Source organism: Nisaea sediminum (assembly GCF_014904705.1).
In the GTDB taxonomy this organism is placed as follows: Bacteria; Pseudomonadota; Alphaproteobacteria; order Thalassobaculales; family Thalassobaculaceae; genus Nisaea; species Nisaea sediminum.
In genome coordinates this window covers 610,163-630,868 of sequence record NZ_JACZCQ010000003.1, presented here as the reverse complement: position 1 = coordinate 630,868, position 20,706 = coordinate 610,163, and the positions used below count along the sequence as shown (strand labels likewise).

The window sequence follows — 20,706 nt, the reverse complement described above, 5'->3', positions numbered from 1 at the left end:
GGCCGGGCCCTATTCGGGCTTTTTCCTGTCGGAGGAGCGAGCGCTGTCGTCCTCGTCCATTTTCGCCGGGTCGTCGTGCGCGAGATCTTCCTGTGCTTCCTTGACCTCCTCGGCCGCCTTGGCGCGCTCCTCCTCGCGTTTGCGGCGTTCCGCCTCCTGGCTCTGCTTGTCCGCGTTGCGGGCTTCCTGCGCGTCGGCCATTTCGGGATTGGCCGTTTCGAAATAGCCGTTGGCGCCCTTGCCGGTTTCCGCGCCGTCCGTGTCCGTCTTACGCTCGCGCGTCTGCTGGGAAACCTTGACGAAGGCTGGCGGGGCGGCGCCCTCCTTGTCGACGCCGAAATAGAGCGTCTGATGCGGGAACGGAATCTCGACGCCTTCGGCATCGAAGCGCCGCTTCACGCGGCGCAGGAACTCACGCCGCACATTCCACTGCGATCCGGGTTTCGTCCTGACGCGCGTGCGGATATTGACGCTGGAATCCGCGAGATCCTGAACGCCGACGACCTCGAACGGACCGATGATCGAGTCCTTGATCTTCTCGTCCTCGACCAACTCGTTGCCGATCTCGTTCAGCAGCTTCATGACCAGATCGGCATCTTCGCGGTAGGCGACCCCGACATCGACCAGGGCGAAGGCGAAATCCTTGGTCATATTGGTGATCACGTCGACGCTGCCGAAGGGAATGGTGTGCAGATCGCCGGCGACGTCGCGCAAACGGAGTGTGCGGATGCTGAGTGCCTCGACCGTCCCGGTCTTGCCGCCGACATCGATATAGTCGCCGACATTGAGGGTGTCTTCGATCAGCAGGAAGACGCCGGAGATCACGTCCTTCACCAGAGATTGCGAGCCGAAACCGACAGCGAGGCCGACGACGCCGGCACCGGCGAGGAGCGGGGTGATATCGACACCGATCTCGGACAGGATCACGAATATCGCGAGCACGCCGAGGATGATGGCGACGGCGCGCCGCAGAAGCGGCAGAAGGGTCCGTTCGCGGCCGCTGAGGGTTCCGTTCTCCTCCGAAACCTTGAGCCGGCGCTCGACGAAGAGGCCGACCAGTTCGGAGACGATGAGCGCGCCGCCGCCGACAAGAACGACGGTCGCCAAGGCACGGATCAGGATCTTGCCGTTGTCCGAGGCAAGGAAGGCCGAGAGCTGAAGGCCCCAGATCTCCAGAAGCGCGCCGATCGCGGCGATCGAGATCAGGATGCGGGCCCCGCCGAGAACATGCGGCACGTAGCGGTTCGCGCGTTGCTCGAGCGACGGGAAACGATCCGTCAGCTCCCGTGAGATCGAGAACAGCCGGAGGCCGATCGTATCGATGGCGAGCCAGGCGACGCGCCAGACGACCACGATGACGACCATGAAGGCAGCGATCTCGGCAAGCCTGACGAACCCGCTGTCGCCCATCGAGATGAGCATGATCAGCCCGGCGGTGACGTAGGCGATGGCGATCAGGTGCCAGATCGCGGAGAGCAGAGACCAGAAGGGATTGCGGGTCGTTCCGTCGGAGCGGTGTGAGATCGTCCGGGCGACGCTGGCCCTGTTCTGCAGGATGAAGGCGATCATGAGGATCCAGAGGACGCCGTAGACCACCTTCTCGAGGAACAGGAAGGTCGCATAGGGTAAGCCGAGGATATAGCCGCTCTGAAGGCCGAGAATACCGTAGATGCCGGTCGCCAGGACGCGATTCACCCAGACGCCCAGATAGGCGCCGGTTCCCGGCGAGATTTCCATCGCCCTGCTGAGCAGTCCGGCCGGTTTCAGAAGCGTATGGACGACGGCGAGACAAACGAGGTGAGACGCTACGGCAAAGACGAAGGCGCGCCCGGCGAGTTGTACGTTGCTTGAATCGACGGTCGTCAAAATCAGCTGGGTGACGGCGAAAAATACCAAAGGCCTCAGAGCCCGAAGCAGCAACAGCGGGACCGCGGCGGCGGCGCTATGCAGCAGAGACCCCTCTGCGGACCAGGCTTCGATCCGGTCGAGAGGGCGGCGAATGATGCGACCAAGAATATGGACGGCAACCAGTCCGATGGCGACGATCCCGCCGATGATCCCGATCCACTCGCCCAGTGCAAGCAGCCCTTTGGGGTCGGCCATCAGGTCGTTGATGAGGGGGAGCAGGCTCTTCACGTTCGTCAGGGCGAGGGCGGCCACCGACAGCCGGGTCACCGCCTCCTGAAGGAAATCGCTGATTGCCTTGACCACATCCGACATCGCCGTCGCGAGTCCGGTGTCGACCTCCTGTTCGACCGAATTGTCTTCCGAAACCGCGATCAGGGCCTCGAGCTTGGAAATCAGCGCGTTGCGCTCCTGCTCGTCCTTCAGGGTGGAGACGAGGTCCTTGATCTGTTCCGGCGCGATCTTCCGAAGCGGATCGGTCTGCGTATTCTGGCCGGTCTCGGACGGAGACGTCTGCGCAGAGGAGCCGCTGGGAAACCCGGAAGTGAAGAGGACGGTCAGCGCCAGAGCCGCGACGATGAGAGTGAGACGTTTCAGCATGTTTTCCCCGTACCGGGCCTTTCGCATCATCTGAACCATTTGAGCGTTTTCAGTGCCCAGAGTTCCAGACCGACGATGACGATCATGAGAAGCGAGACCGCCCAGAAGGCCCACGCGGTTTCCGTGCCGGGCATGCCGGCGACATTGATGCCAAGCAGGCCGGTCAGCAGTCCGAGCGGCAGACAGATGGCGGAAATCACCGAGAGCAGATAGAGGCGCCGGTTCAGCTCCTCGCTGTTCCGGTTCTGGATCGTGTCCTGGATGACCATCGCCCGCTCGCGGATTTCATCGAGACTTTCGACATAGCGGATCACCCGATCCGCGGCCTCGGTCAGGCCGCTGATGGTTCGGCGGCTGAACCACGCGGGCGGGTCGTTGGTCAGTTGCCGGAGCGCGTCCCGCTGCGGCAGGATATAGCGCCGGAGGATGATGGTCCTGAGCCGAAGCAGCTGGAGTTCCCGCGTCGGCTGGCGAAGATCGCCAACGGTCTGTTCCTCGTCGACCGTATCGATCCGCTCCTCCAGATCGTCGATCACCGGTCCCATGCGCTTGAACAGGCGGTCGGCAATCGTGCTCAGGAGTTCGTCCGCTGATTGCGGTGTATAGCCGGTGCGTATCGAATCGACGGTGTCCTGCACCGCGAGCAGCCGGCGCATTCGCACCGTGATCATGAAGCCCGGCTCGATCCAGATCCTGAGACTGACCATGTCTTCCGGGTTGGCGCCGGGATTGAGGTTGACGCCGCGCAGCACGAGCAGCGTTCCATCATCGAAGCGCTGGACCCTTGGCCGTGTCTCCTCCGCGATCAGGGCTTCGGCGGCGACATCGGGTATGCCCGAACGCTCGCGGATCCAGGACCGTGCGCTTTCCTGTTTCTGGTCGAGATGGAGCCAGATGAGGCGAAGGTCTTTCGGCCGTCCGGTTTCGAGGTCTTTCCAGTCGAGTTCGACGTGGGAGCCGGTCTGGGGCAGGCCGATACCGGCAATCAGCCCGCCATCGCCATCAGCCGTGTTCATCTCTCGTCCCCAACCCGTTCAGGATTATCCCGCGTCCAGTATAGGTTCGCCGTCTAATCGGGCAATCCCGGGGCGTTCCTACCTGAGGGCCGCTGCGCGGTCCGGATAGTCGGTGATGATGCCATCGACGCCCAGATCGACCATCCGCTTCATGTCGGTGGTCTCGTTCACCGTCCAGACCACGACCGTCAACCCTTCGGCATGAGCAGCTTCGACAGCTTCTTTCGTGACATTGCGGTAATAGGGCGACCAGACGGCGCAGCCGGCGGCTTTTGCCGTTTTCTGCACCGAGCCGCCGTGATCGTCGATATCCAGCCCGCCAAGCCAGGGCGAGGCGCCGTCCTTGCCAATCTCCAGATTGTCGAGCCAGCGGGCTTCGGCAGTCAGGCACACGGTCGGGATCGCCGGGTCGATTCTCTTGGCCGCGATCAGCGTCGACCAGTCGAAACTCTGCAATGCGACCCGGTGCGCCATGCCGGCATCCCTCGCGGTGTCGATCACGGTGCGGGCGAAGCTCTCGGGATCCGGTGTGTCGGACGGATGCAGGGGCGAGCGCTTGGTCTCGATATTGAAGCGGACATTTACGTTGGCCCGGTCCTTGATCAAGCGGAACAGATCGGCGAGTCGAGGGACCCGTGTGCCGTCGACTGGCTGCTGGCCCGGAAAGCGCTTTTCGTAGCGGCTGCCCGGCCGGATGCGGCCAATGTCGTATGCGGCGAGTTCTTCCGACGTGAGCGCGCGCAGGGGCACCTCGGTCTCGATCCAGGAGCCGTTCTTGCGTGCGAGCTCCGGAGACAGTGCGCGGTCGTGATGGATAACCGCGATTCCGTCTGCGGTAATCACCGTGTCCAGTTCGAGAACGTCGACGCCGAGATCCAGCGCCCTGGCGAATGCCGGCAGGGAATTTTCGGGCAACAGGCCGCGAGCGCCGCGATGTCCCTGAATTTCGACCGCGTCGGAAGATGCGGATATGCTTGCGACCATAACTGCGGCGAGAAGCGCGCTGCGCCCGGCCTTACGCATCGACGAGATCGCCATTGCGCAGGCAGTCCGGCGAGGCGAGTTCGAGGAAGAGCGGCACCAGTTCCTCCGGCGCCTGCACACTCGCCTGATCCTCGCCAGGATAGGCGGTGGCGCGGATCTTGGTCCGGGTGGCGCCTGGGTTGAGCAGATTGGCCCGGATCGTCCCGCGCGCGTTCTCCGCCGCGTAGCTGCGCACCATCGCTTCCAGTGCTGCCTTGCTGACCGCATAGGCGCCCCAGAAAGGACGTTCGCCATGCGCGGCGTCGCAGGTGACGAAGATCGCCCGTCCGGCATCCGACTGGCGGAGCAGCGGGTCGAGGCTGCGCACCAGCCGCTGGTTGGCGGTCAGGTTGACCGCGATGACATCGTCCCAGAGCTGAGGGTCGTAATGGTGCATCGGCGTCAGGGTGCCGAGCATCCCGCCATTCGCGACCAGGATGTCGATCTTGCCGTAGCGCTCGTAGAGCGCGGCGCCCAAGCGGTCGATGGCGGCGGAGTCCTTCAGATCCATCGGCACCAGGCTGGCGCTTCCGCCGGCGGCGCGGATCTCGTCGTCCACCTCCTCCAACGCGCCGACGGTGCGGGCCACGAGCACGACATGCGCGCCTTCCCGCGCGAAGGCTTTCGCGACGGCCGCGCCGATGCCCCGGGAGGCGCCGGTAATGACCGCGATGCGGCCCTCGAGTTTTCCGGTCATGAAACTCTCAGCTAGATTGGTCTGATCAGGAGGCCTCGGCCAGGAGCGACAGCTGCCGGACATTGGAGCCGTCATTCTGGTCGATCAGCGCGATCGGATAGTCGCCAGTGAAACAGGCATCGCAATATTGCGGATGCTCACTGTTTCGGGCGGCTTCGCCGACGGCTTTGTAGAGCCCGTCATGGGAGATGAAGGCGAGGCTGTCGACGCCGATCAGTTCCGCCATCTCCTCGACCGACATGCGGGCCGCGAGCAGCTTCTCGCGCTGCGGCGTGTCGACACCGTAGAAGCAGGAATGGGTCGTCGGCGGGCTGGCGATCCGCATGTGGACTTCCTTGGCGCCTGCCTGGCGGACCATTTCGACGATCTTGGTCGAGGTGGTGCCGCGGACGATGGAATCGTCGACCAGGACCACGCGCTTGCCCTTGAGCTGGGCGGTGTTCGCATTGTGTTTCAGCTTCACACCGAGATGGCGGACATGATCCGTCGGCTCGATGAAGGTACGGCCGACATAGTGATTGCGGATGATGCCGAGATCGAAAGGCACGCCTGCCGCGGCGGCATAGCCGATCGCGGCCGGGACGCCGCTGTCCGGCACCGGGACGACGACATCGGCGTCGACGTGGCTTTCCTTCGCCAGAACGGCGCCGATTTCCTTGCGCGCGTTATAGACGCTCTTGCCTTCCATCACGCTGTCGGGGCGGGCGAAGTAGATATATTCGAAGATGCAGAAGCGGCTCGGCTTCGCCGCGAAGGGCTTCAGCGACTTGATGCCGTCACTCGTGATCATGACGACCTCGCCCGGCTCGATATCGCGCACGAAGTCGGCGCCGATGATGTCGAGAGCACAGGTTTCCGAGGTCAGGATATGCGCGTCGCCGACCTTGCCGAGGCACAGCGGGCGCACGCCGTGCGGGTCGCGGATGCCGATCAGCGCGTCACGGGTCAGGCAGACGAGGGAATAGGCGCCGACGATCTTCTGCATCGCGTCGATCACCCGGTCGAGCACGGTCTGCTGCGGGCTGCGGGCGACGAGATGGATGATGGTCTCGGTGTCGGAGGTGGACTGGAAGAGGCAGCCCTGGCGGACCAGAGAGTCGCGCAGGTCGATCGCGTTGGTCAGGTTGCCGTTGTGGCAGAGCGCCATGCCGCCGAATTCGAAATCGGCGAACAGCGGCTGCACGTTGCGCAGGTTGGTCGCACCAGTGGTCGCATAACGGTTATGGCCGATCGCAGCATGCCCCTTGAGCTGGGACACGATCTTGGCGGACTCATCGCCGAAATTCTCGCCGACATGGCCGAGCGCGCGGTGGGCGTGGAAATGCTCGCCGTCCCAGGAGACGATGCCGCAGGATTCCTGTCCGCGATGCTGCAGGGAATGCAGGCCAAGGGCTGTGAGAGCGGCGGATTCGGGAGCGCCGAAGATGCCGAAGACCCCGCACTCCTCGTGCAGATGGTCGTCGTCGTGCTGATGGGAATGGTCCAACGGTTTGTCCTTCTCCGTCACAATGACACCCTCCCGTCAGTGGCGTATCTTGGCGATGTGGATGAGCACGCTACTGCGTGTTCTCGATGACCCGCTCCAGATCCCGACGTTGCTCGGCAGTATACCCGTCGCCGCCTTGCGGCGCATCGGATTTTGCCGGAGGGCTCATCAGGCGTTCGTAGAGCAGTTTCTGGGTTTCTTCGCGGGCTTTCGTTTCCGCCGATCCGGCGGCGTCGCGAATCCGCGGGCGCAGATGCGGCGGGACCAGACTGACAAGCGTTTCCGCCCCCTGCTGAACAAGGGGCAATGTGCGGGCTTCGGTTACCCATTTCGGATAGCCATCATCCTCGATCAGCCAATTCAGTCCGAGATAGAGCAGGCAGACCAGAACCGCGCCCCGGGCGATCCCGAAAAGGAACCCGAGAGAACGGTCGATCGCACTCAGGCTGCTGCCCTGTAATGCGGCTGCAACATAGTGGGTGAACAGCGACATTACAATCACGGAGACGACGAAAACGGCGACCCCGGCGGCAAGGTCGGCCATGTCGCCCCAGCCCAGCAACTGGCGGATATACGGGGTTACGACGGGGTAGAGATAGAGCGCGGCGAAGAAGGCAGCGACCCATGAGCCGATCGACAGCACCTCGCGGAAGAAGCCGCGGGCGAAGGCGAGAATGCCGGAGATCAGCACGGCGGCGATGATCGCGAGATCCGTCACGTTGACGGGCAGGTTTTCCAAAGCTCAGGCCTCTCCCGCTTTGCGTCCGACCGACGTCTCGTCCTGAAACATGGCCACCAGATCATGTAACTGCCGGATCGTGGCGAGAGAGAGGCCGTCATTGCGCGACGCCTTCTCGCCCTTCTTGCGCCGCAGCTCCGGCAGGATCGCGCGGCCGAAGCCGAGCTTGGCCGCTTCCTTCAGCCGCGCCTCGGCATGGGCGACGGCACGGATCTCGGCCGAGAGGCCGATCTCGCCGAAGACCACGGCATCGGACGGAACCGGCTTGCCGGTCAGCGAGGAGAGCAGGGCTGCCGCGACGGCCAGGTCCGCCGCCGGTTCACCGACCTTCAGGCCGCCCGCGACATTGAGGAAGACGTCGCTGCCCGCGAGAACCACGCCGCAGCGTGCTTCCAGCACCGCCGTCACCATGGCGAGGCGGCCCGAATCCCATCCGATCACCGCCCGCCGGGGCGTGCCGTAGGGCGAGGGCGCGACAAGCGCCTGGATCTCGACCAGAAGCGGGCGGGTGCCTTCCATGCCGGCGAAGACGCAGGCGCCGGAGACGCTTTCCTGCCGGTCGCCGAGGAAGAGGGCGGAGGGATTGGTGACCTCCGCAAGACCGCCCTCGGTCATCTCGAAGACGCCGATCTCGTCGGTCGGCCCGAAGCGGTTCTTCACGCCGCGCAGGATGCGGAACTGGTGCCCCCGCTCGCCCTCGAAATAGAGCACCGTGTCGACCATGTGCTCCAGCACGCGGGGGCCCGCGATGGTGCCTTCCTTGGTCACGTGTCCGACCAGCATCAGCACGATGCCGCGGCGCTTGGCGACACGGATCAGCTCCTGGGCCGAGGCGCGGACCTGGGAGACGGTGCCCGGCGCGCTGTCGATGGCGTCGACATACATGGTCTGGATCGAGTCGATCACCAGCACGTCCGGTGGGTCCTCGCTTTCGAGCGTGGTAACGATATCGCGCACGCTGGTCGCCGCGGCGAGCTGGACAGGCGCCTTGGCGACGCCGAGCCGCTGGGCCCGCATCCGGACCTGATCGAGCGCTTCTTCGCCCGAGACATAGGCGCAGAGGCAATGTTCCGAAAGCTTGGCCGTAACCTGCAGCAGCAGCGTGGATTTGCCGATACCAGGATCGCCGCCGATCAGGATCACCGAGCCGGGCACGAGGCCGCCGCCGGCGACCCGGTCGAATTCGGCAATCTTCGTCACCCGGCGCGGGCGTTTCTCGGAACTGCCGGCGAGATCGACGAACTCGATCCGGCGGCCCTTGGCACCGCTGAGGCCTTTCGGCGCGCTCTTCTCGACCACCTCCTCGACCAGCGTGTTCCAGGCGCCGCAGGCATCGCATTTGCCGGCCCATTTGGGCTGCACGCCGCCGCATTCCTGACAGACATAGCGGGACTGGGATTTTGCCATCGCCGCGTGCCCCGTCAGGCCCGGCGCGTCACCAGTTCGATCGGGCCTTCCTCGAGGCCGTTGATGAACTGGTGCACATAGGGATTTCCGGAATTGTCGATCTCGGTGGTCGGGCCCTGCCAGATGATCTTGCCGTCGTAAAGCATCGCGATCCGGTCGCCGACCCGGCGCGCGCTGTCCATGTCATGGGTGATGGTGAGGGCGGTGATCTTCAGGTCCTTGACGCATTTGACGATCAACTCGTCGATGATGTCGCCCATGATCGGGTCGAGGCCCGTGGTCGGCTCGTCGAAGAACACGACGTCGGGATGGGTCGCAATGGTGCGGGCGAGGGAGGCGCGTTTCCGCATGCCGGTGGAAATCTCTCCCGGATACATCGCTCCGACGCTTGGCTCCAGACCGACCTGGCCCATGAAGTCGAGGGCCAGCTTGTGCGCCTTTCCGCGGGGCATGCGTTGTGCCTCGACCAGGCCGAAGGCGACATTTTCCAGAACGGTCAGCGAGTCGAAGAGGGCGCCGGCCTGAAACAGCAGGCCGAAGCGGTTCATCATGCCGTGCTGCTCGGAGGGAGTCAGCTTGAGTACGTCGACGCCGTCGATCTCGACCGTGCCGCCGTCAGCTTCCATCAGGCCGGTGATGGTTTTGATCAGAACGGATTTGCCGGTCCCGGACCCGCCGATCACGACGACGGACTCCGCCGCCGCGATGTCGAGGTCGAGCCCGCGCAGCACATGATTGGAGCCGAAGGACTTTTGCAGGCCCCGGATCCGGATCTTGGGATTTGCCGCCGTGGTTTCGGCCATCGCGCTTTCCAGCCGTCTAGCGGGCGAAGAAGAGTTCGGTGATCAGGTAGTTCGATATCAGGATCAGAATGGAGGCCGATACCACCGCGTTGGTCGTCGCCCGGCCGACCCCCTGGGCGCCGCGGCCCGAATGGTAGCCATGATAGCAGCCCATGACGGCGATCAGGAAACCGAAGACGGCCGCCTTCACGAGGCCGGAGACCACGTCCTGTGTCTCGAGGAACTCGAAGGTGCTCTTGAGGTAAGTCCCGGCATTGAAGCCAAGCTTGTGCACACCGACCAGATAGCCGCCGAAAACCCCGATGATGTCGCCGATCAGCACCAGGAAGGGCAGGCTGATCATGCCGGCCAGGACCCGGGGGACGACGAGATACTTGAACGGATTGGTCGAAAGCGTGGTCAGCGCGTCGACCTGCTCGGTCACCCGCATCGTGCCGATCTCGGCCGCCATCGAGGCGCCGATCCGGCCCGCGACCATGAGGCCGGCCAGTACCGGGCCGAGTTCTCTCGTCATGGAGAGCACGACGACGGTGGAGACGGCGCTCTCTGCGTTGAACCGCGCGAAGCCCGTATAGCTCTGAAGTGCCAGAACCATGCCGGAGAAGAGCGTGGTCAGTCCGACCACAGGCAGGGAGTAATAGCCGATATCGACGATCTGGCGCATGAGCAGGCGCCAGTAAAGCGGAGGACGGACGCAATGACCGAGCGTTATCCCGGTAAAGATCGTGAGCCGCCCGGTTGCGGCAAGGAACCCAAGGAAGGTCCGTCCCACGGCTGCGAGGAAGGTCATGCGCTGGCGTTTCCCCCGTGGGATCCGGGCATCGGGATACGCATGATCAGGACTCTCCGCTCGCCGCTTCGATGTAGCGTCGGGTATAGCGATGGCCGAGAGCTGTCAATATTTCATAACCGATGGTTCCCGCGTCATCGGCCGCGTCGTTCACCGTGTAATGCGCTCCGAGCAGCTCGATATAGCCGCCCGGATAGACTTCGGTCGGATCCGCGTGGCTGACGTCGACGGCAAGCATGTCCATCGAGACCCGGCCGACCACGGGGAAGCGCTGGTCGCCGATATAGGCCGCGCCCTTGCCCGAAAGGCAGCGCAGATAACCGTCCGCATAGCCGACGGCTACCGTGGCGATACGCGCATCCTTGGTCACCTTGTACGTGCCGCCGTAGCCGATGCTGTCGCCTGCGAGGACGGTGCGGACCTGCAGGATGCGCGCCCGCAGCCGGACAACCGGCTCCATCGGGCTCGGTTTGCCGTCTTCCACCCGGCCGCCGTAAAGCGCGAAGCCGGGGCGGGCGAGATCCAGATGATAATCCAGACCGAGAAAGATCCCGGCCGAGTTGGCCAGGCTTGCCCGCAGCGGCCGCTTTAGACGGCGGCGCTGGTCGGCGAACCGCGCGAGTTGCGCCGCGTTCTCCGGGTTGCCGGGATCGTCGCCGCTGGCGAGATGCGAGATCGCGTAGAGCCAGTCCGGGCCGGTCAGCAAATCGGGATCCTCGGCCACACGATCCATCTCGTCCGGCGACAGGCCAAGCCGGTTCATCCCGGTGTCGATATGCAGCATGGCCGGCAGCGCCCGGCCGGCGGCGACGCACATTTCGCGAATGCGTGAGACCTGCTCCAGATCGTTGATGACCGGGATCAGATCGTGCTCCGGAATGACCTGTTCGGTCCCCGGAAGCAGACCGTTGAGCACGGCGATTCGGGCGCTGGGAAGGATCTTTCGGAGGGCGATCGCTTCGTCGACGGTTGCGACGAAGAAGGTCCGGCAGCCAGCCTCGAAGAGCGCCGGAGCCACCTTGTCCGCGCCCGTTCCGTAGGCGTCGGCCTTCACGGCCGCGGCGCATTCGCTCTTTCCGAGCCGCTGCTGCAGGGACAGGTAGTTCTGTTTGACCGCGCGGAGATCGACCACGAGTTCCGACGCGGCATCGGAGCCGCCGGCTGCCGGAGAGGTATCGAGCATCAGAAGCTGTCCGGGATGTGATCGTCCGAGACGAAATTGGAGAATTTGGTCGTCGAGCCTTCGAAGTGCAGCGTGACGGTGCCTGTCGGGCCGTGGCGCTGCTTGCCGATGATGACCTCGGCCTTGCCGTAGGACTTCTCGCAGCGGTCCTTCCACTGGTCGTGCCGGTCGTGGAACTTCTCGTCGGACTCATCGATGCGCTGCGCGGGTTCGCCCTTCTCGAGATAGTACTGCTCGCGGAACACGAACATGACGACGTCCGCGTCCTGCTCGATCGATCCGGATTCTCGAAGGTCGGCCAGCACGGGGCGTTTGTCCTCGCGCTGTTCGACGGCGCGTGAAAGCTGGGACAGGGCGATGACCGGCACGTCCAGTTCCTTGGCGATCGCCTTCAGGCCCTGGGTGATCATGGAGATTTCCTGCACCCGGTTGTCGGCCCGCTGACCGGCGGAAGGGCGCATGAGCTGCAGGTAGTCGACCACAATGAGCGAAAGTCCCTGCTGGCGCTTCAGGCGCCGCGCGCGGGCGCGCATGGTGGCGATGGTGATCGCGGGGGTATCGTCGACATAGAGCGGCGCCCGCTCAAGGTCCTGGCTGGAGGCGACCAGCTTCTGGAAGTCCTCGGTCGTCAGCTCGCCGCGCCGGATATGCTCCGACGAGATCTCGGTCTGCTCGGCCAGAATACGCGTGGCGAGCTGTTCGGCCGACATTTCGAGCGAGAAGAAGGCGACGACCTGGCGGTCGAGTTCCGGGTCCTTGAGCGCGGCGGTCGCGACATGGAAGGCGATGTTCGTCGCCAGCGCGGTCTTTCCCATGGCCGGCCGGCCGGCGAGGATCAGCAGATCCGAGGGGTGCAGGCCGCCGAGCTTGGCGTCGAGGTCGGTCAGACCGGTGGAAATACCCGCAAGCCCGCCGTCTCGCTTGAAAGCCTCCTCGGCCATCCGGACGGCGGTGGTCAGGGCCTCGCCGAAATCCTGGAAGCCGCCCTGACTGGAGCCGCGTTCCGCGAGACTGAAGAGTTTCGATTCCGCGGCCTCGATCTGATCTGCCGCCGGCAGGTCGAGATCGTGCTTGTAGGCCACGTTGACGATCTCGCCGCCGAGATCGATCAGTTCGCGGCGCAGGAAGCTGTCATAGATCGCTTGGCCGTAATCGTCGGCATTGATCACGGTGACGACGGAGGCGGCGAGCCGGACCAGATACTGCGCGCCGCCGGCCTCCTGCAGGGAATCGTCCTGATCGAAGAGCGGTTTCAGGGTCACCGGGTTGGCGATCTGGCCTTTCTCGATCAGCCGGCCGCAGGCGGCGAAGATGCGCCCATGAGCCGGGTCGGCGAAATGTTCAGGCGCCAGATACTCGCTGACCCTCTCGAAGGCACGGTTATTGACCAGGATCGCGCCGAGCAGACCTTGTTCCGCCTCTAGGTTGTGGGGAGGCTCGCGGTATTCGCTGGTCTGCGGTTCCGCGCGCGTGAGAGATGTGATGGTCGAGAATGGCTCTGAACTGGACATCAGATACACATACCAAGAAGGGCTGTGGACGTCTTCAGCAATCTTATCCCCAAGCCGTGATTTATCAAAGACTTACGGCTGTGTATAAAGCTGAATAGCGGGGATATCTCGGATTTGCGGCCCGAAAACCAAGGGCTTGACCCTGTGAAAAAGAAAACGGCCGCCCCGACGGGCGGCCGTTTCCGGAACAGTTGGTGAGAGACGCGAAAAGGCTCAGGCCTCCGCAGGCTTCTCTTCCTCGTCGGCGGCCGCCTCGGCAAGGCCTTCCTCAAGCAGCTCGGAAGCGGCTTCGGCCGTCAACTGGGCTTCTTCCTCTTCCTCGGCTTCCTCGGCTTCTTCGGTGCCGACGGCACGGCCAAGGAGTTTCTGCTGTTCGGCTTCGTCGGCGCTGCGGGCGATGTTGACGGTGATGTTCACCGACACTTCCGGATGCAGCACGACGCGGATCTCTTCGAGGCCGAGCATCTTCAGGGCGCGGTCGAGCACGACCTGGCGCTTGCTGACGGTGACGCCCCCGGCGGTGACCGCGTCCGCGATGTCGCGGGAGGTGACGGAGCCGTAGAGCTGGCCGCTGTCGCCGGCGGCCCGGATCACCGGAACCACCATGCCCGCGAGCTTGGTCGCGACCTGTTCGGCCTCACCCTTGCGCTCGAGGTTTTCCGCTTCGAGCTGGGCGCGCTGGCCTTCGAAGTGGGTCAGGTTGTTCTTGCTCGCACGAAGGGCCTTGCCCTGGGGCAGCAGGAAGTTGCGGGCGAAGCCCGGCTTCACGTTAACGACGTCGCCCATCTGGCCGAGACGTTCGATACGCTCCAGAAGAATGACTTCCATTTCTCTTACTCCTTTGTGGCCGGGGCCTCTGCCGCGAAGCTGCGGCGCGGGCCGGTTCCGACCGGGATCACGTTTGATTCGAATTCCGTGCGATCCGCCCTTTCAGATCCGCCCAGTGATCCACCAGTCCCGCCAGGATAAGCAGTATCCAAACGAGCTGAAGGAAGGATGCCAGGTAGGGAACGAAGGACAGAATCATCAGCGTATAGGTGGCAGGCAGAAGCCAACGCTTGCCGTTCGACGCTCCGGCGAGGGCATGGACGAGCCCGAGACCGGAGAGCAAGAAGGGCAGACACAGGATCGGCACCGCGTTCCAGCCGAGATAGCCGAGGGCTCCATCCGCGAGCATCGCCGCCAGAGCAGCGATGGCGAGCGGGAAGGGCGCCCAGACCGGCAATCGGATGTCCCGCATTCGGGGCGACGGCCTCAGATTGGCGTCGAAGCGTGCGAGCACGCCCTGGGCCAGAAGGCCGTTGACGAGGGTCAGCATGGACCATTGCAGTCCGGCAATGCCGGGTAGAACGGCAACTGTGAGGTTTATAAGGGCGTCCACCTGTTCCTGGGGCAGGGCGAAGATCCCTTCGCTCGCCGTTCCCATCGCATTGAACATCCCCTCGACCTCGGTCCGGACCATGGCTTCCAGACCCGGACCCTGCAGGCCCGCGACCAGAACGGCCGTCAGCAATCCCACCGCGGGGAGCGCCGTCAGCCACATAACCAGCATGCCGGCCGGATACCATTCGAGTTCCGTGCTCTCCGGATCGTCGTTCAGCGGTCTCGCCAACAACGCCTTGCGTGTCAGCAGCACCGCCGGCAGACCGGAAATGATCACGAAGAACAGGCCGGCCATGGAATTGGCGGCGAGCAGAACGATCGCCCCCGCAACCAGGGTAGCGGTCAGTCCCGCAATCCACCCCCGCGCAAGCGAGAGGGCGAAGAGCGGAAGCGGAGACAGGAAGGCGAGCAGAATCGCTCCGAACGATCCGAGGATCGTGGAGAGATACATGAGCGCGCTCGCGAGTGCCGCCGCTCCTATGGGAAACCACTTTGACCACATCTTGCCTCGTCGAACCCGCGAAAGCAGGTGTCGGCTGATCCCTTAGCTGAGCACGTACGGCAGCAGGGCCATGAAGCGGGCGCGCTTGATGGCTTTCGCCAGCTCACGCTGCTTCTTGGCCGAAACGGCCGTGATGCGGCTCGGAACGATCTTGCCGCGTTCGGACAGGAAGCGCTGCAGCAGCTTGATGTCCTTGTAGTCGATCTGCGGCGCATTCGGGCCGGAGAACGGGCAGGACTTGCGGCGGCGCATGAACGGCTTGCGAACGGCGGCGCGGGAAATCGTAAGAGTGCTCATGGATCAGTCTCCCTGGGCTTCGCTGTTGTCACGGTCGCCGCGGTCGAAGCGGTCGCCGCGATCCGGACGGTCACCACGTTCCGGACGGTCACCGCGTTCCGGACGGTCGCCACGGTCGAACCGGCCGCCACCCGGACGGCCGCCACGGCCACCGCGGTCGCTGCGTTCGGACTTGGCGAGAAGAATCGCGGATTGGCCTTCCGGCACTTCCTCGATGCGCAGGCTGATGTAGCGCAGCACGTCTTCGTTGATGCGCATCTGCCGTTCCATCTCGAGGATGGCATCGGACGGGGCATCGACGTGCATCAGCACGTAATGGCCCTTGCGGTTCTTCTTGATCTTGTAAGCGAGGGAGCGCAGGCCCCAGGATTCGGTGTTCTTGATCTCACCACCCATGTTGGTGATGATCTCGGAGAAATCGCTGGTGAGCTGCTCGGCTTGGGCGGACGAGATGTCCTGGCGTGCAATGAACACGCACTCATAGAGAGGCATTTTATCTCCTTACGGATAATCAGAACGCCCCGTTCAAAGGGACGCTGCTAAGCCGGCTCTGCCGGCAAGGAGTTATGTAATATCCCGCCCCGGCACCGGGGTGCCTTAGCGCGGGACCGGCGGAATATACACAAAACCCCAAGGCGTGCAACCTGAGAGACGGTTCCGCTTGACAGCGCTTTTCCGGCTCGTTCTCTTTGGCGCCGCTGATAAAGAGGGCGTGGAGCATACGCCGCCTTCATGCGGGCGCGAGGCCCGGCGCGGAAGGACAGAACGATACCTTGGTTAAAATACAAGGATTTCAAACATGACGACGGTTCGCGCATTCACGTTTCCCGGCCAGGGTTCCCAGGCGGTCGGAATGGGCAAAGCGCTCGCCGAGGCCTACGGCGCCGCGCGCGAGGTTTTCGAGCAGGTTGACGATGCGTTGGGCGAGCCCCTGTCCCGGCTGATGTTCGAGGGGCCGGAAGAGGAGCTCGTCCTGACTCGTAACGCTCAGCCGGCGCTGATGGCGGTAAGCCTTGCGGTGGTCCGGGTCCTGGAGGCCGAGAGCGGCAAGTCGATCGGGGACATGGCGAGCTACGTCGCGGGGCATTCCCTCGGCGAGTATTCCGCCCTCGCGGCGGCCGGCGCGCTGGACGTCGCCGACGCGGCGAAGCTGCTGCGGCTGCGCGGCGAGTCCATGCAGACCGCGGTTCCGGTAGGCGAGGGCGCGATGGCTGCACTGCTGGGCGTTTCGCTTGAGCTCGCGCAGGAAGTCGCGGCGGCCGGTGCGGCCGATGGCGGGGTCTGCGATATCGCGAACGATAATGCCGAGGGCCAGGTGGTGATCAGCGGCTCCAAGGCGGCGGTCGAGAAGGCGGTCGCGGCGGCGGCGGAGAAGGGCGCGCGGAAGAGCGTACTGCTTCCGGTCAGCGCCCCCTTCCATTGCGGCCTGATGGCCCCGGCGGCTGACGCGATGGCCGAGGCGCTGGCGACCACCGACCTGCGGCAGCCAGTCGTGCCGCTGGTCGCGAACGTGCTGGCCGACAAGATCAGCGATCCGCGCGAGATTCGCACCCGACTGGTCGAACAGGTGACGGGCATGGTGCGCTGGCGCGAGTCGGTGCTCTGGCTTGCTGGGCAGGGCGTCACCGAGATCGTCGAACTCGGCTCCGGCAAGGTTCTGACCGGACTTGCAAAGCGGATCGACCGCTCGCTCGCCGGGCGGGCCGTCGGCACGCCGGAAGAGATCGCGGCGTTTCTCGAAACCCTTTAAGGTCTGGTCGACCCGGGAACGGGCGAGGGAGAAGACATATGTTTCGTCTAGATGGAAAATCGGCCCTGGTGACAGGCGCGAGCGGCGGTATCGGCAATGCGATCGCCAAGGCGCTGCATGCGCAGGGCGCCGAAGTGGTGCTGTCGGGAACGCGCGAGGCGGCGCTGCAGGCGCTGGCCGACGAGCTCGGCAGCCGCGCCCATGTCGTGACCGCCAATCTCGGCGATGCAGAATCGGTCGCCGCTCTGGCCAAGACGGCGGAAGAGGTCGCGTCCGATGGAATCGACATCCTCATCAACAATGCCGGCGTCACCAAAGACGGGCTTATGCTGCGGATGAAGGACGAGGACTGGGAAAGCGTGCTGAACGTGAACCTAACCTCGGGCTTCCGCCTCTCCCGTGCCCTGCTGCGCGGCATGATGAAGCGCCGCTGGGGCCGTATCGTCGGGATTTCCTCCATCGTCGGCGCGACCGGCAATCCGGGGCAGGCGAACTACGCCGCCTCCAAGGCCGGCATGGTCGGGTTCACCAAATCGCTCGCCCAGGAAGTCGCCAATCGTGGCATCACGGCCAACATCGTCGCGCCGGGCTTCATCAAGACGGCGATGACCGATGTGCTCGACGAGGCACAGCATGAGAAGCTGCTCGCCGGGGTGCCCGCGGGCAGACTCGGTACGCCCGAGGACATCGCCGCGTCTGTGGTCTACCTTGCGTCCGAGGAAGCGGCCTATGTGACCGGGGCAACCATTCACGTGAATGGCGGGATGGCGATGCTCTGACCGAGCGGAGCGGGAGAGCGGGCGAGTCGCGCGCGCTTCCGGCTGTTTCGGGGATGCGGCGCCGGGATTTCTGATGCTAGGCAATTAAAAAAAAGTGTGGTATCCCGCCGCCCCGCATAGGCGTACTGCCAAAGTGTTTCTTACTCCATGACGGAATGCGCGTTTCTTGGGGTATATTGAGGCCGGTAAACGCAGACGTGCTGCCGGTAAAACCGTAGAGCTTAAGATTCGAGGAAAACAAAAATGAGTGACGTCGCCGCTAGCGTGAAGAAGATCGTGGTCGAGCATCTCGGCGTTGACGAGGCCAAGGTGGTTGATTCCGCGAGCTTCATCGACGACCTCGGGGCGGACAGCCTCGACACGGTTGAACTTGTCATGGCGTTCGAAGAAGAGTTTGGCGTCGAAATTCCGGACGATGCCGCCGAAAAGATCCTGACCGTCAAGGACGCGATCACCTTCATCGAGCAGTCGTCCAACTAACCGGCTATCGATTCCCCTCGGGCGGTTGGTGCCGCCCGGGGTCCCATGACATTTCTGGAAATGCCCTGGTGATGAGACGCGTTGTTGTTACCGGACTTGGTATGGTCACGCCCCTCGGGGACGGGGTCGAGCATAATTGGACCCGGCTGATCAACGGGGACTCCGGAATCAGAAGCATCGACGAATTCGATGTCTCCGATCTGCCTGCCAAGATCGCGGGAGTCATTCCGCAAGGCGAAGGTGGGGACGGATTGTTCAATCCGGACGCCTATCTCGAGCCGAAAGAACAACGCAAGGTCGACCGTTTCATCATGCTCGGCATGGCCGCCGCCGATCAGGCCGTGAAGGATTCCGGCTGGTTGCCGGAAGGTGAGGAAGACCAGGACCGCACCGGCGTGCTGATCGGTTCCGGTATCGGCGGTCTCACCAGCATCGCCAGTACCGAACAATTGCTGCTCGAGCGCGGTCCGCGCCGGATCAGCCCGTTCTTTATTCCGGCCGCGCTGATCAACCTGATCTCGGGCCATGTCTCTATCCGCTACAAGTTTCGCGGTCCGAACCACGCGGTCGTGACGGCCTGTGCGACCGGCGCCCACGCCATCGGCGACGCGGCGCGGCTGATCATGCTGGACGATGCCGACGTTATGGTCGCCGGCGGCGCGGAAGCTGCGGTCTGCCGTCTCGGCATTGCCGGTTTCGCCGCTGCCCGGGCACTTTCCACCGGCTTCAACGACACGCCGGCAGAGGCCTCGCGTCCGTGGGACGAGGGCCGTGACGGCTTCGTCATGGGCGAGGGAGGCGGCTGCGTCGTCCTGGAAGAATACGAACACGCCAAGAAGCGCGGTGCGAAGATCTACGCCGAGGTGACGGGTTACGGCATGTCCGGCGACGCGCATCACATCACCGCGCCGGCCGATGACGGAAATGGCGGCTATCGCGCGATGAAGGCGGCGCTGAAGCGGGCGGGCCTCGCGCCGGACCAGATCGGCTACATCAATGCCCACGGCACCTCGACGCCACTCGGTGACATGATCGAGCTTGGCGCCGTGAAGCGGCTGATGGGTGACGATCTTGGCGGTGCGTCCATGTCCTCGACAAAGTCGGCCATCGGTCACCTGCTCGGGGCCGCGGGCGCGGTCGAGGCGATTTATTCCGTGCTGGCAATTCAGCGCGGCATCCTGCCGCCGACGCTCAACCTGAACAATCCGTCGGAGAAGGTCGGCGCGGCCGATCTCGTTCCGCTGAAAGCGAAGGAGCGCAAGGTGAAGCACGCCCTGTCGAACTCCTTTGGCTTCGGTGGCACCAACGCGTCCCTGATTTTCTCCGCACCGGAGTAACGCCCCGTGGGTCGGGCAGTGCTCCGGCTGATATCGGGGGGCACCGTTCTGGCGGTCGCGGCGGCGGTCGTCCTCGCCTGGGGCTATGCCCAGTTCACCGGACCCGGGCCGCTCCAGGTGGCCCGGAACGTGATCATACCCGCGGGAACCGGGCTGGACGGCATCGCCTCGGTCTTGCGGGGCGCCGGAATTATCCGCCACGACTATATCTTCGCGATCGGTGCGCGGGCCTTCGAGAAAGCCCGTTCGCTCAGGGCCGGTGAGTATCATATTCCGGCGAAGGCCAGCCCGCGGGAGGTGATGGATATCCTCGCTTCCGGCAAGACCGTCGTGCGCCGGCTGACCATTCCGGAAGGGCTGACCTCGGCGGAGGTGGTGGATCGCCTGCAGCGCGCGGAAGGTCTGTTCGGCGATGTCGCGGTTCCAAAGGAAGGCACGCTGCTTCCGGAAACCTATCACTTTTCCTATGGCGACCAGCGCGCCGATCTCTTGGCACGGATGCAGGAGTCGATGCGCGGCGCTCTTTCCCGGAATTGGGAGATGCGGGCACCGGACCTTCCGTTCGACGCGCCTGAGGATGCGCTGATTCTTGCCTCGATCGTCGAACGGGAGACGGGGATTGCGCGCGAGCGGGGGCTGGTGGCCGGGGTCTTTGTCAACCGGCTGCGGAAAGGCATGCGCTTGCAATCCGATCCGACGGTCCTCTACGGGATTTCTCCCGAGGGCCTCGACCGCCCCCTGACCCGCGGCGACCTGAAAGGTGAAACGCCTTACAACACATATGTTATCGACGGTTTGCCGCCGACCCCGATCGCCAATCCCGGGATCGACGCGATCCGTGCAGTGATGAACCCGGTGGAAACGGACTACCTCTATTTCGTCGCCGACGGGACCGGCGGGCATGCTTTTGCGCGGACCTTGCAGGAACACAACCGCAACGTCCGGAAATGGCGCAAGATCAGGGACGCCAACTGACGGTGCACTGACCTCGCCCCGCTTGCCGGAATGGCTGGGCGGG

General features: G+C 64.2%; 20 protein-coding genes. 5 read left to right on the top strand and 15 right to left on the bottom strand.

Translation table 11 applies throughout. The features are described 5' to 3' along the window. Window positions 1–9 precede the first annotated feature (9 nt). The 15 genes from IG122_RS08080 to rpsF all read right to left on the bottom strand — a co-directional run bounded on the left by IG122_RS08080 (window position 10) and on the right by rpsF (window position 15,834). The gene (locus tag IG122_RS08080) at window positions 10–2,505 is read right to left on the bottom strand and encodes a mechanosensitive ion channel family protein (RefSeq protein ID WP_193182264.1); all 2,496 of its coding nucleotides are present in this window, start codon (window positions 2,503–2,505) and stop codon (window positions 10–12) included. Window positions 2,506–2,531: 26 nt separating this feature from the next. Further along, the gene (locus tag IG122_RS08075; protein ID WP_193182263.1) at window positions 2,532–3,521 is read right to left on the bottom strand and encodes a zinc transporter ZntB; all 990 of its coding nucleotides are present in this window, start codon (window positions 3,519–3,521) and stop codon (window positions 2,532–2,534) included. 78 nt (window positions 3,522–3,599) lie between these two features. Then, complete coding sequence (locus IG122_RS08070; RefSeq protein WP_193182262.1) at window positions 3,600–4,559, bottom strand: glycerophosphodiester phosphodiesterase; 960 nt, start codon at window positions 4,557–4,559, stop codon at window positions 3,600–3,602. Beyond that, on the bottom strand, window positions 4,537–5,241 hold the full coding sequence (locus IG122_RS08065) for an SDR family NAD(P)-dependent oxidoreductase (RefSeq protein WP_193182261.1): 705 nt from the start codon (window positions 5,239–5,241) through the stop codon (window positions 4,537–4,539). Before IG122_RS08065 ends, IG122_RS08070 begins: the two co-directional genes overlap by 23 nt. Window positions 5,242–5,266: 25 nt before the next feature. Continuing rightward, window positions 5,267–6,748 carry an amidophosphoribosyltransferase gene (gene purF / locus IG122_RS08060; protein ID WP_404924271.1) on the bottom strand — a complete coding sequence of 494 codons (1,482 nt, stop codon included), beginning with the start codon at window positions 6,746–6,748 and terminating at the stop codon, window positions 5,267–5,269. Window positions 6,749–6,797: 49 nt separating this feature from the next. Further along, on the bottom strand, window positions 6,798–7,466 hold the full coding sequence (locus tag IG122_RS08055; RefSeq protein ID WP_193182259.1) for a CvpA family protein: 669 nt from the start codon (window positions 7,464–7,466) through the stop codon (window positions 6,798–6,800). 3 nt (window positions 7,467–7,469) lie between these two features. Further along, complete coding sequence (gene radA, locus IG122_RS08050) at window positions 7,470–8,873, bottom strand: DNA repair protein RadA (RefSeq protein WP_193182257.1); 1,404 nt, start codon at window positions 8,871–8,873, stop codon at window positions 7,470–7,472. Between the two features lie 14 nt (window positions 8,874–8,887). After that, window positions 8,888–9,676 carry an ABC transporter ATP-binding protein gene (locus IG122_RS08045; RefSeq protein ID WP_193182255.1) on the bottom strand — a complete coding sequence of 263 codons (789 nt, stop codon included), beginning with the start codon at window positions 9,674–9,676 and terminating at the stop codon, window positions 8,888–8,890. A 16-nt stretch (window positions 9,677–9,692) separates the two neighbouring features. After that, window positions 9,693–10,466, bottom strand: a complete 774-nt coding sequence (locus IG122_RS08040; RefSeq protein ID WP_193182253.1) for an MlaE family ABC transporter permease — start codon at window positions 10,464–10,466, stop codon at window positions 9,693–9,695. A gap of 46 nt (window positions 10,467–10,512) precedes the next feature. Further along, the gene (gene alr, locus IG122_RS08035) at window positions 10,513–11,649 is read right to left on the bottom strand and encodes an alanine racemase (protein ID WP_193182251.1); all 1,137 of its coding nucleotides are present in this window, start codon (window positions 11,647–11,649) and stop codon (window positions 10,513–10,515) included. Next, a complete protein-coding gene (locus IG122_RS08030) occupies window positions 11,649–13,160 on the bottom strand; it encodes a replicative DNA helicase (RefSeq protein WP_193182249.1) in 1,512 nt (503 codons plus the stop codon). Before IG122_RS08030 ends, alr begins: the two co-directional genes overlap by 1 nt. A gap of 213 nt (window positions 13,161–13,373) precedes the next feature. Next, window positions 13,374–13,988: a 50S ribosomal protein L9 gene (rplI, locus tag IG122_RS08025; RefSeq protein WP_193182247.1), complete on the bottom strand. Its 615-nt coding sequence runs from the start codon at window positions 13,986–13,988 to the stop codon at window positions 13,374–13,376. A gap of 67 nt (window positions 13,989–14,055) precedes the next feature. Then, complete coding sequence (locus tag IG122_RS08020; protein ID WP_193182245.1) at window positions 14,056–15,045, bottom strand: DUF2232 domain-containing protein; 990 nt, start codon at window positions 15,043–15,045, stop codon at window positions 14,056–14,058. Between the two features lie 42 nt (window positions 15,046–15,087). Beyond that, the gene (gene rpsR / locus IG122_RS08015) at window positions 15,088–15,342 is read right to left on the bottom strand and encodes a 30S ribosomal protein S18 (protein ID WP_193182243.1); all 255 of its coding nucleotides are present in this window, start codon (window positions 15,340–15,342) and stop codon (window positions 15,088–15,090) included. Window positions 15,343–15,345: 3 nt separating this feature from the next. After that, window positions 15,346–15,834 carry a 30S ribosomal protein S6 gene (rpsF, locus tag IG122_RS08010; protein WP_193182240.1) on the bottom strand — a complete coding sequence of 163 codons (489 nt, stop codon included), beginning with the start codon at window positions 15,832–15,834 and terminating at the stop codon, window positions 15,346–15,348. A gap of 307 nt (window positions 15,835–16,141) precedes the next feature. On the opposite strand from rpsF, the gene fabD reads away from it, so the two are divergent. The 5 genes from fabD (at window position 16,142) to mltG (ending at window position 20,663) form a co-directional block, all read left to right on the top strand. Continuing rightward, window positions 16,142–17,092: an ACP S-malonyltransferase gene (gene fabD / locus IG122_RS08005; protein ID WP_193182238.1), complete on the top strand. Its 951-nt coding sequence runs from the start codon at window positions 16,142–16,144 to the stop codon at window positions 17,090–17,092. A 38-nt stretch (window positions 17,093–17,130) separates the two neighbouring features. Then, on the top strand, window positions 17,131–17,871 hold the full coding sequence (fabG, locus tag IG122_RS08000; RefSeq protein ID WP_193182236.1) for a 3-oxoacyl-[acyl-carrier-protein] reductase: 741 nt from the start codon (window positions 17,131–17,133) through the stop codon (window positions 17,869–17,871). Between the two features lie 243 nt (window positions 17,872–18,114). Further along, a complete protein-coding gene (locus tag IG122_RS07995) occupies window positions 18,115–18,351 on the top strand; it encodes an acyl carrier protein (protein ID WP_193182234.1) in 237 nt (78 codons plus the stop codon). 71 nt (window positions 18,352–18,422) lie between these two features. Next, complete coding sequence (gene fabF / locus IG122_RS07990; RefSeq protein ID WP_193182232.1) at window positions 18,423–19,688, top strand: beta-ketoacyl-ACP synthase II; 1,266 nt, start codon at window positions 18,423–18,425, stop codon at window positions 19,686–19,688. 6 nt (window positions 19,689–19,694) lie between these two features. Beyond that, on the top strand, window positions 19,695–20,663 hold the full coding sequence (mltG, locus tag IG122_RS07985) for an endolytic transglycosylase MltG (protein ID WP_193182230.1): 969 nt from the start codon (window positions 19,695–19,697) through the stop codon (window positions 20,661–20,663). Window positions 20,664–20,706 lie beyond the last annotated feature (43 nt).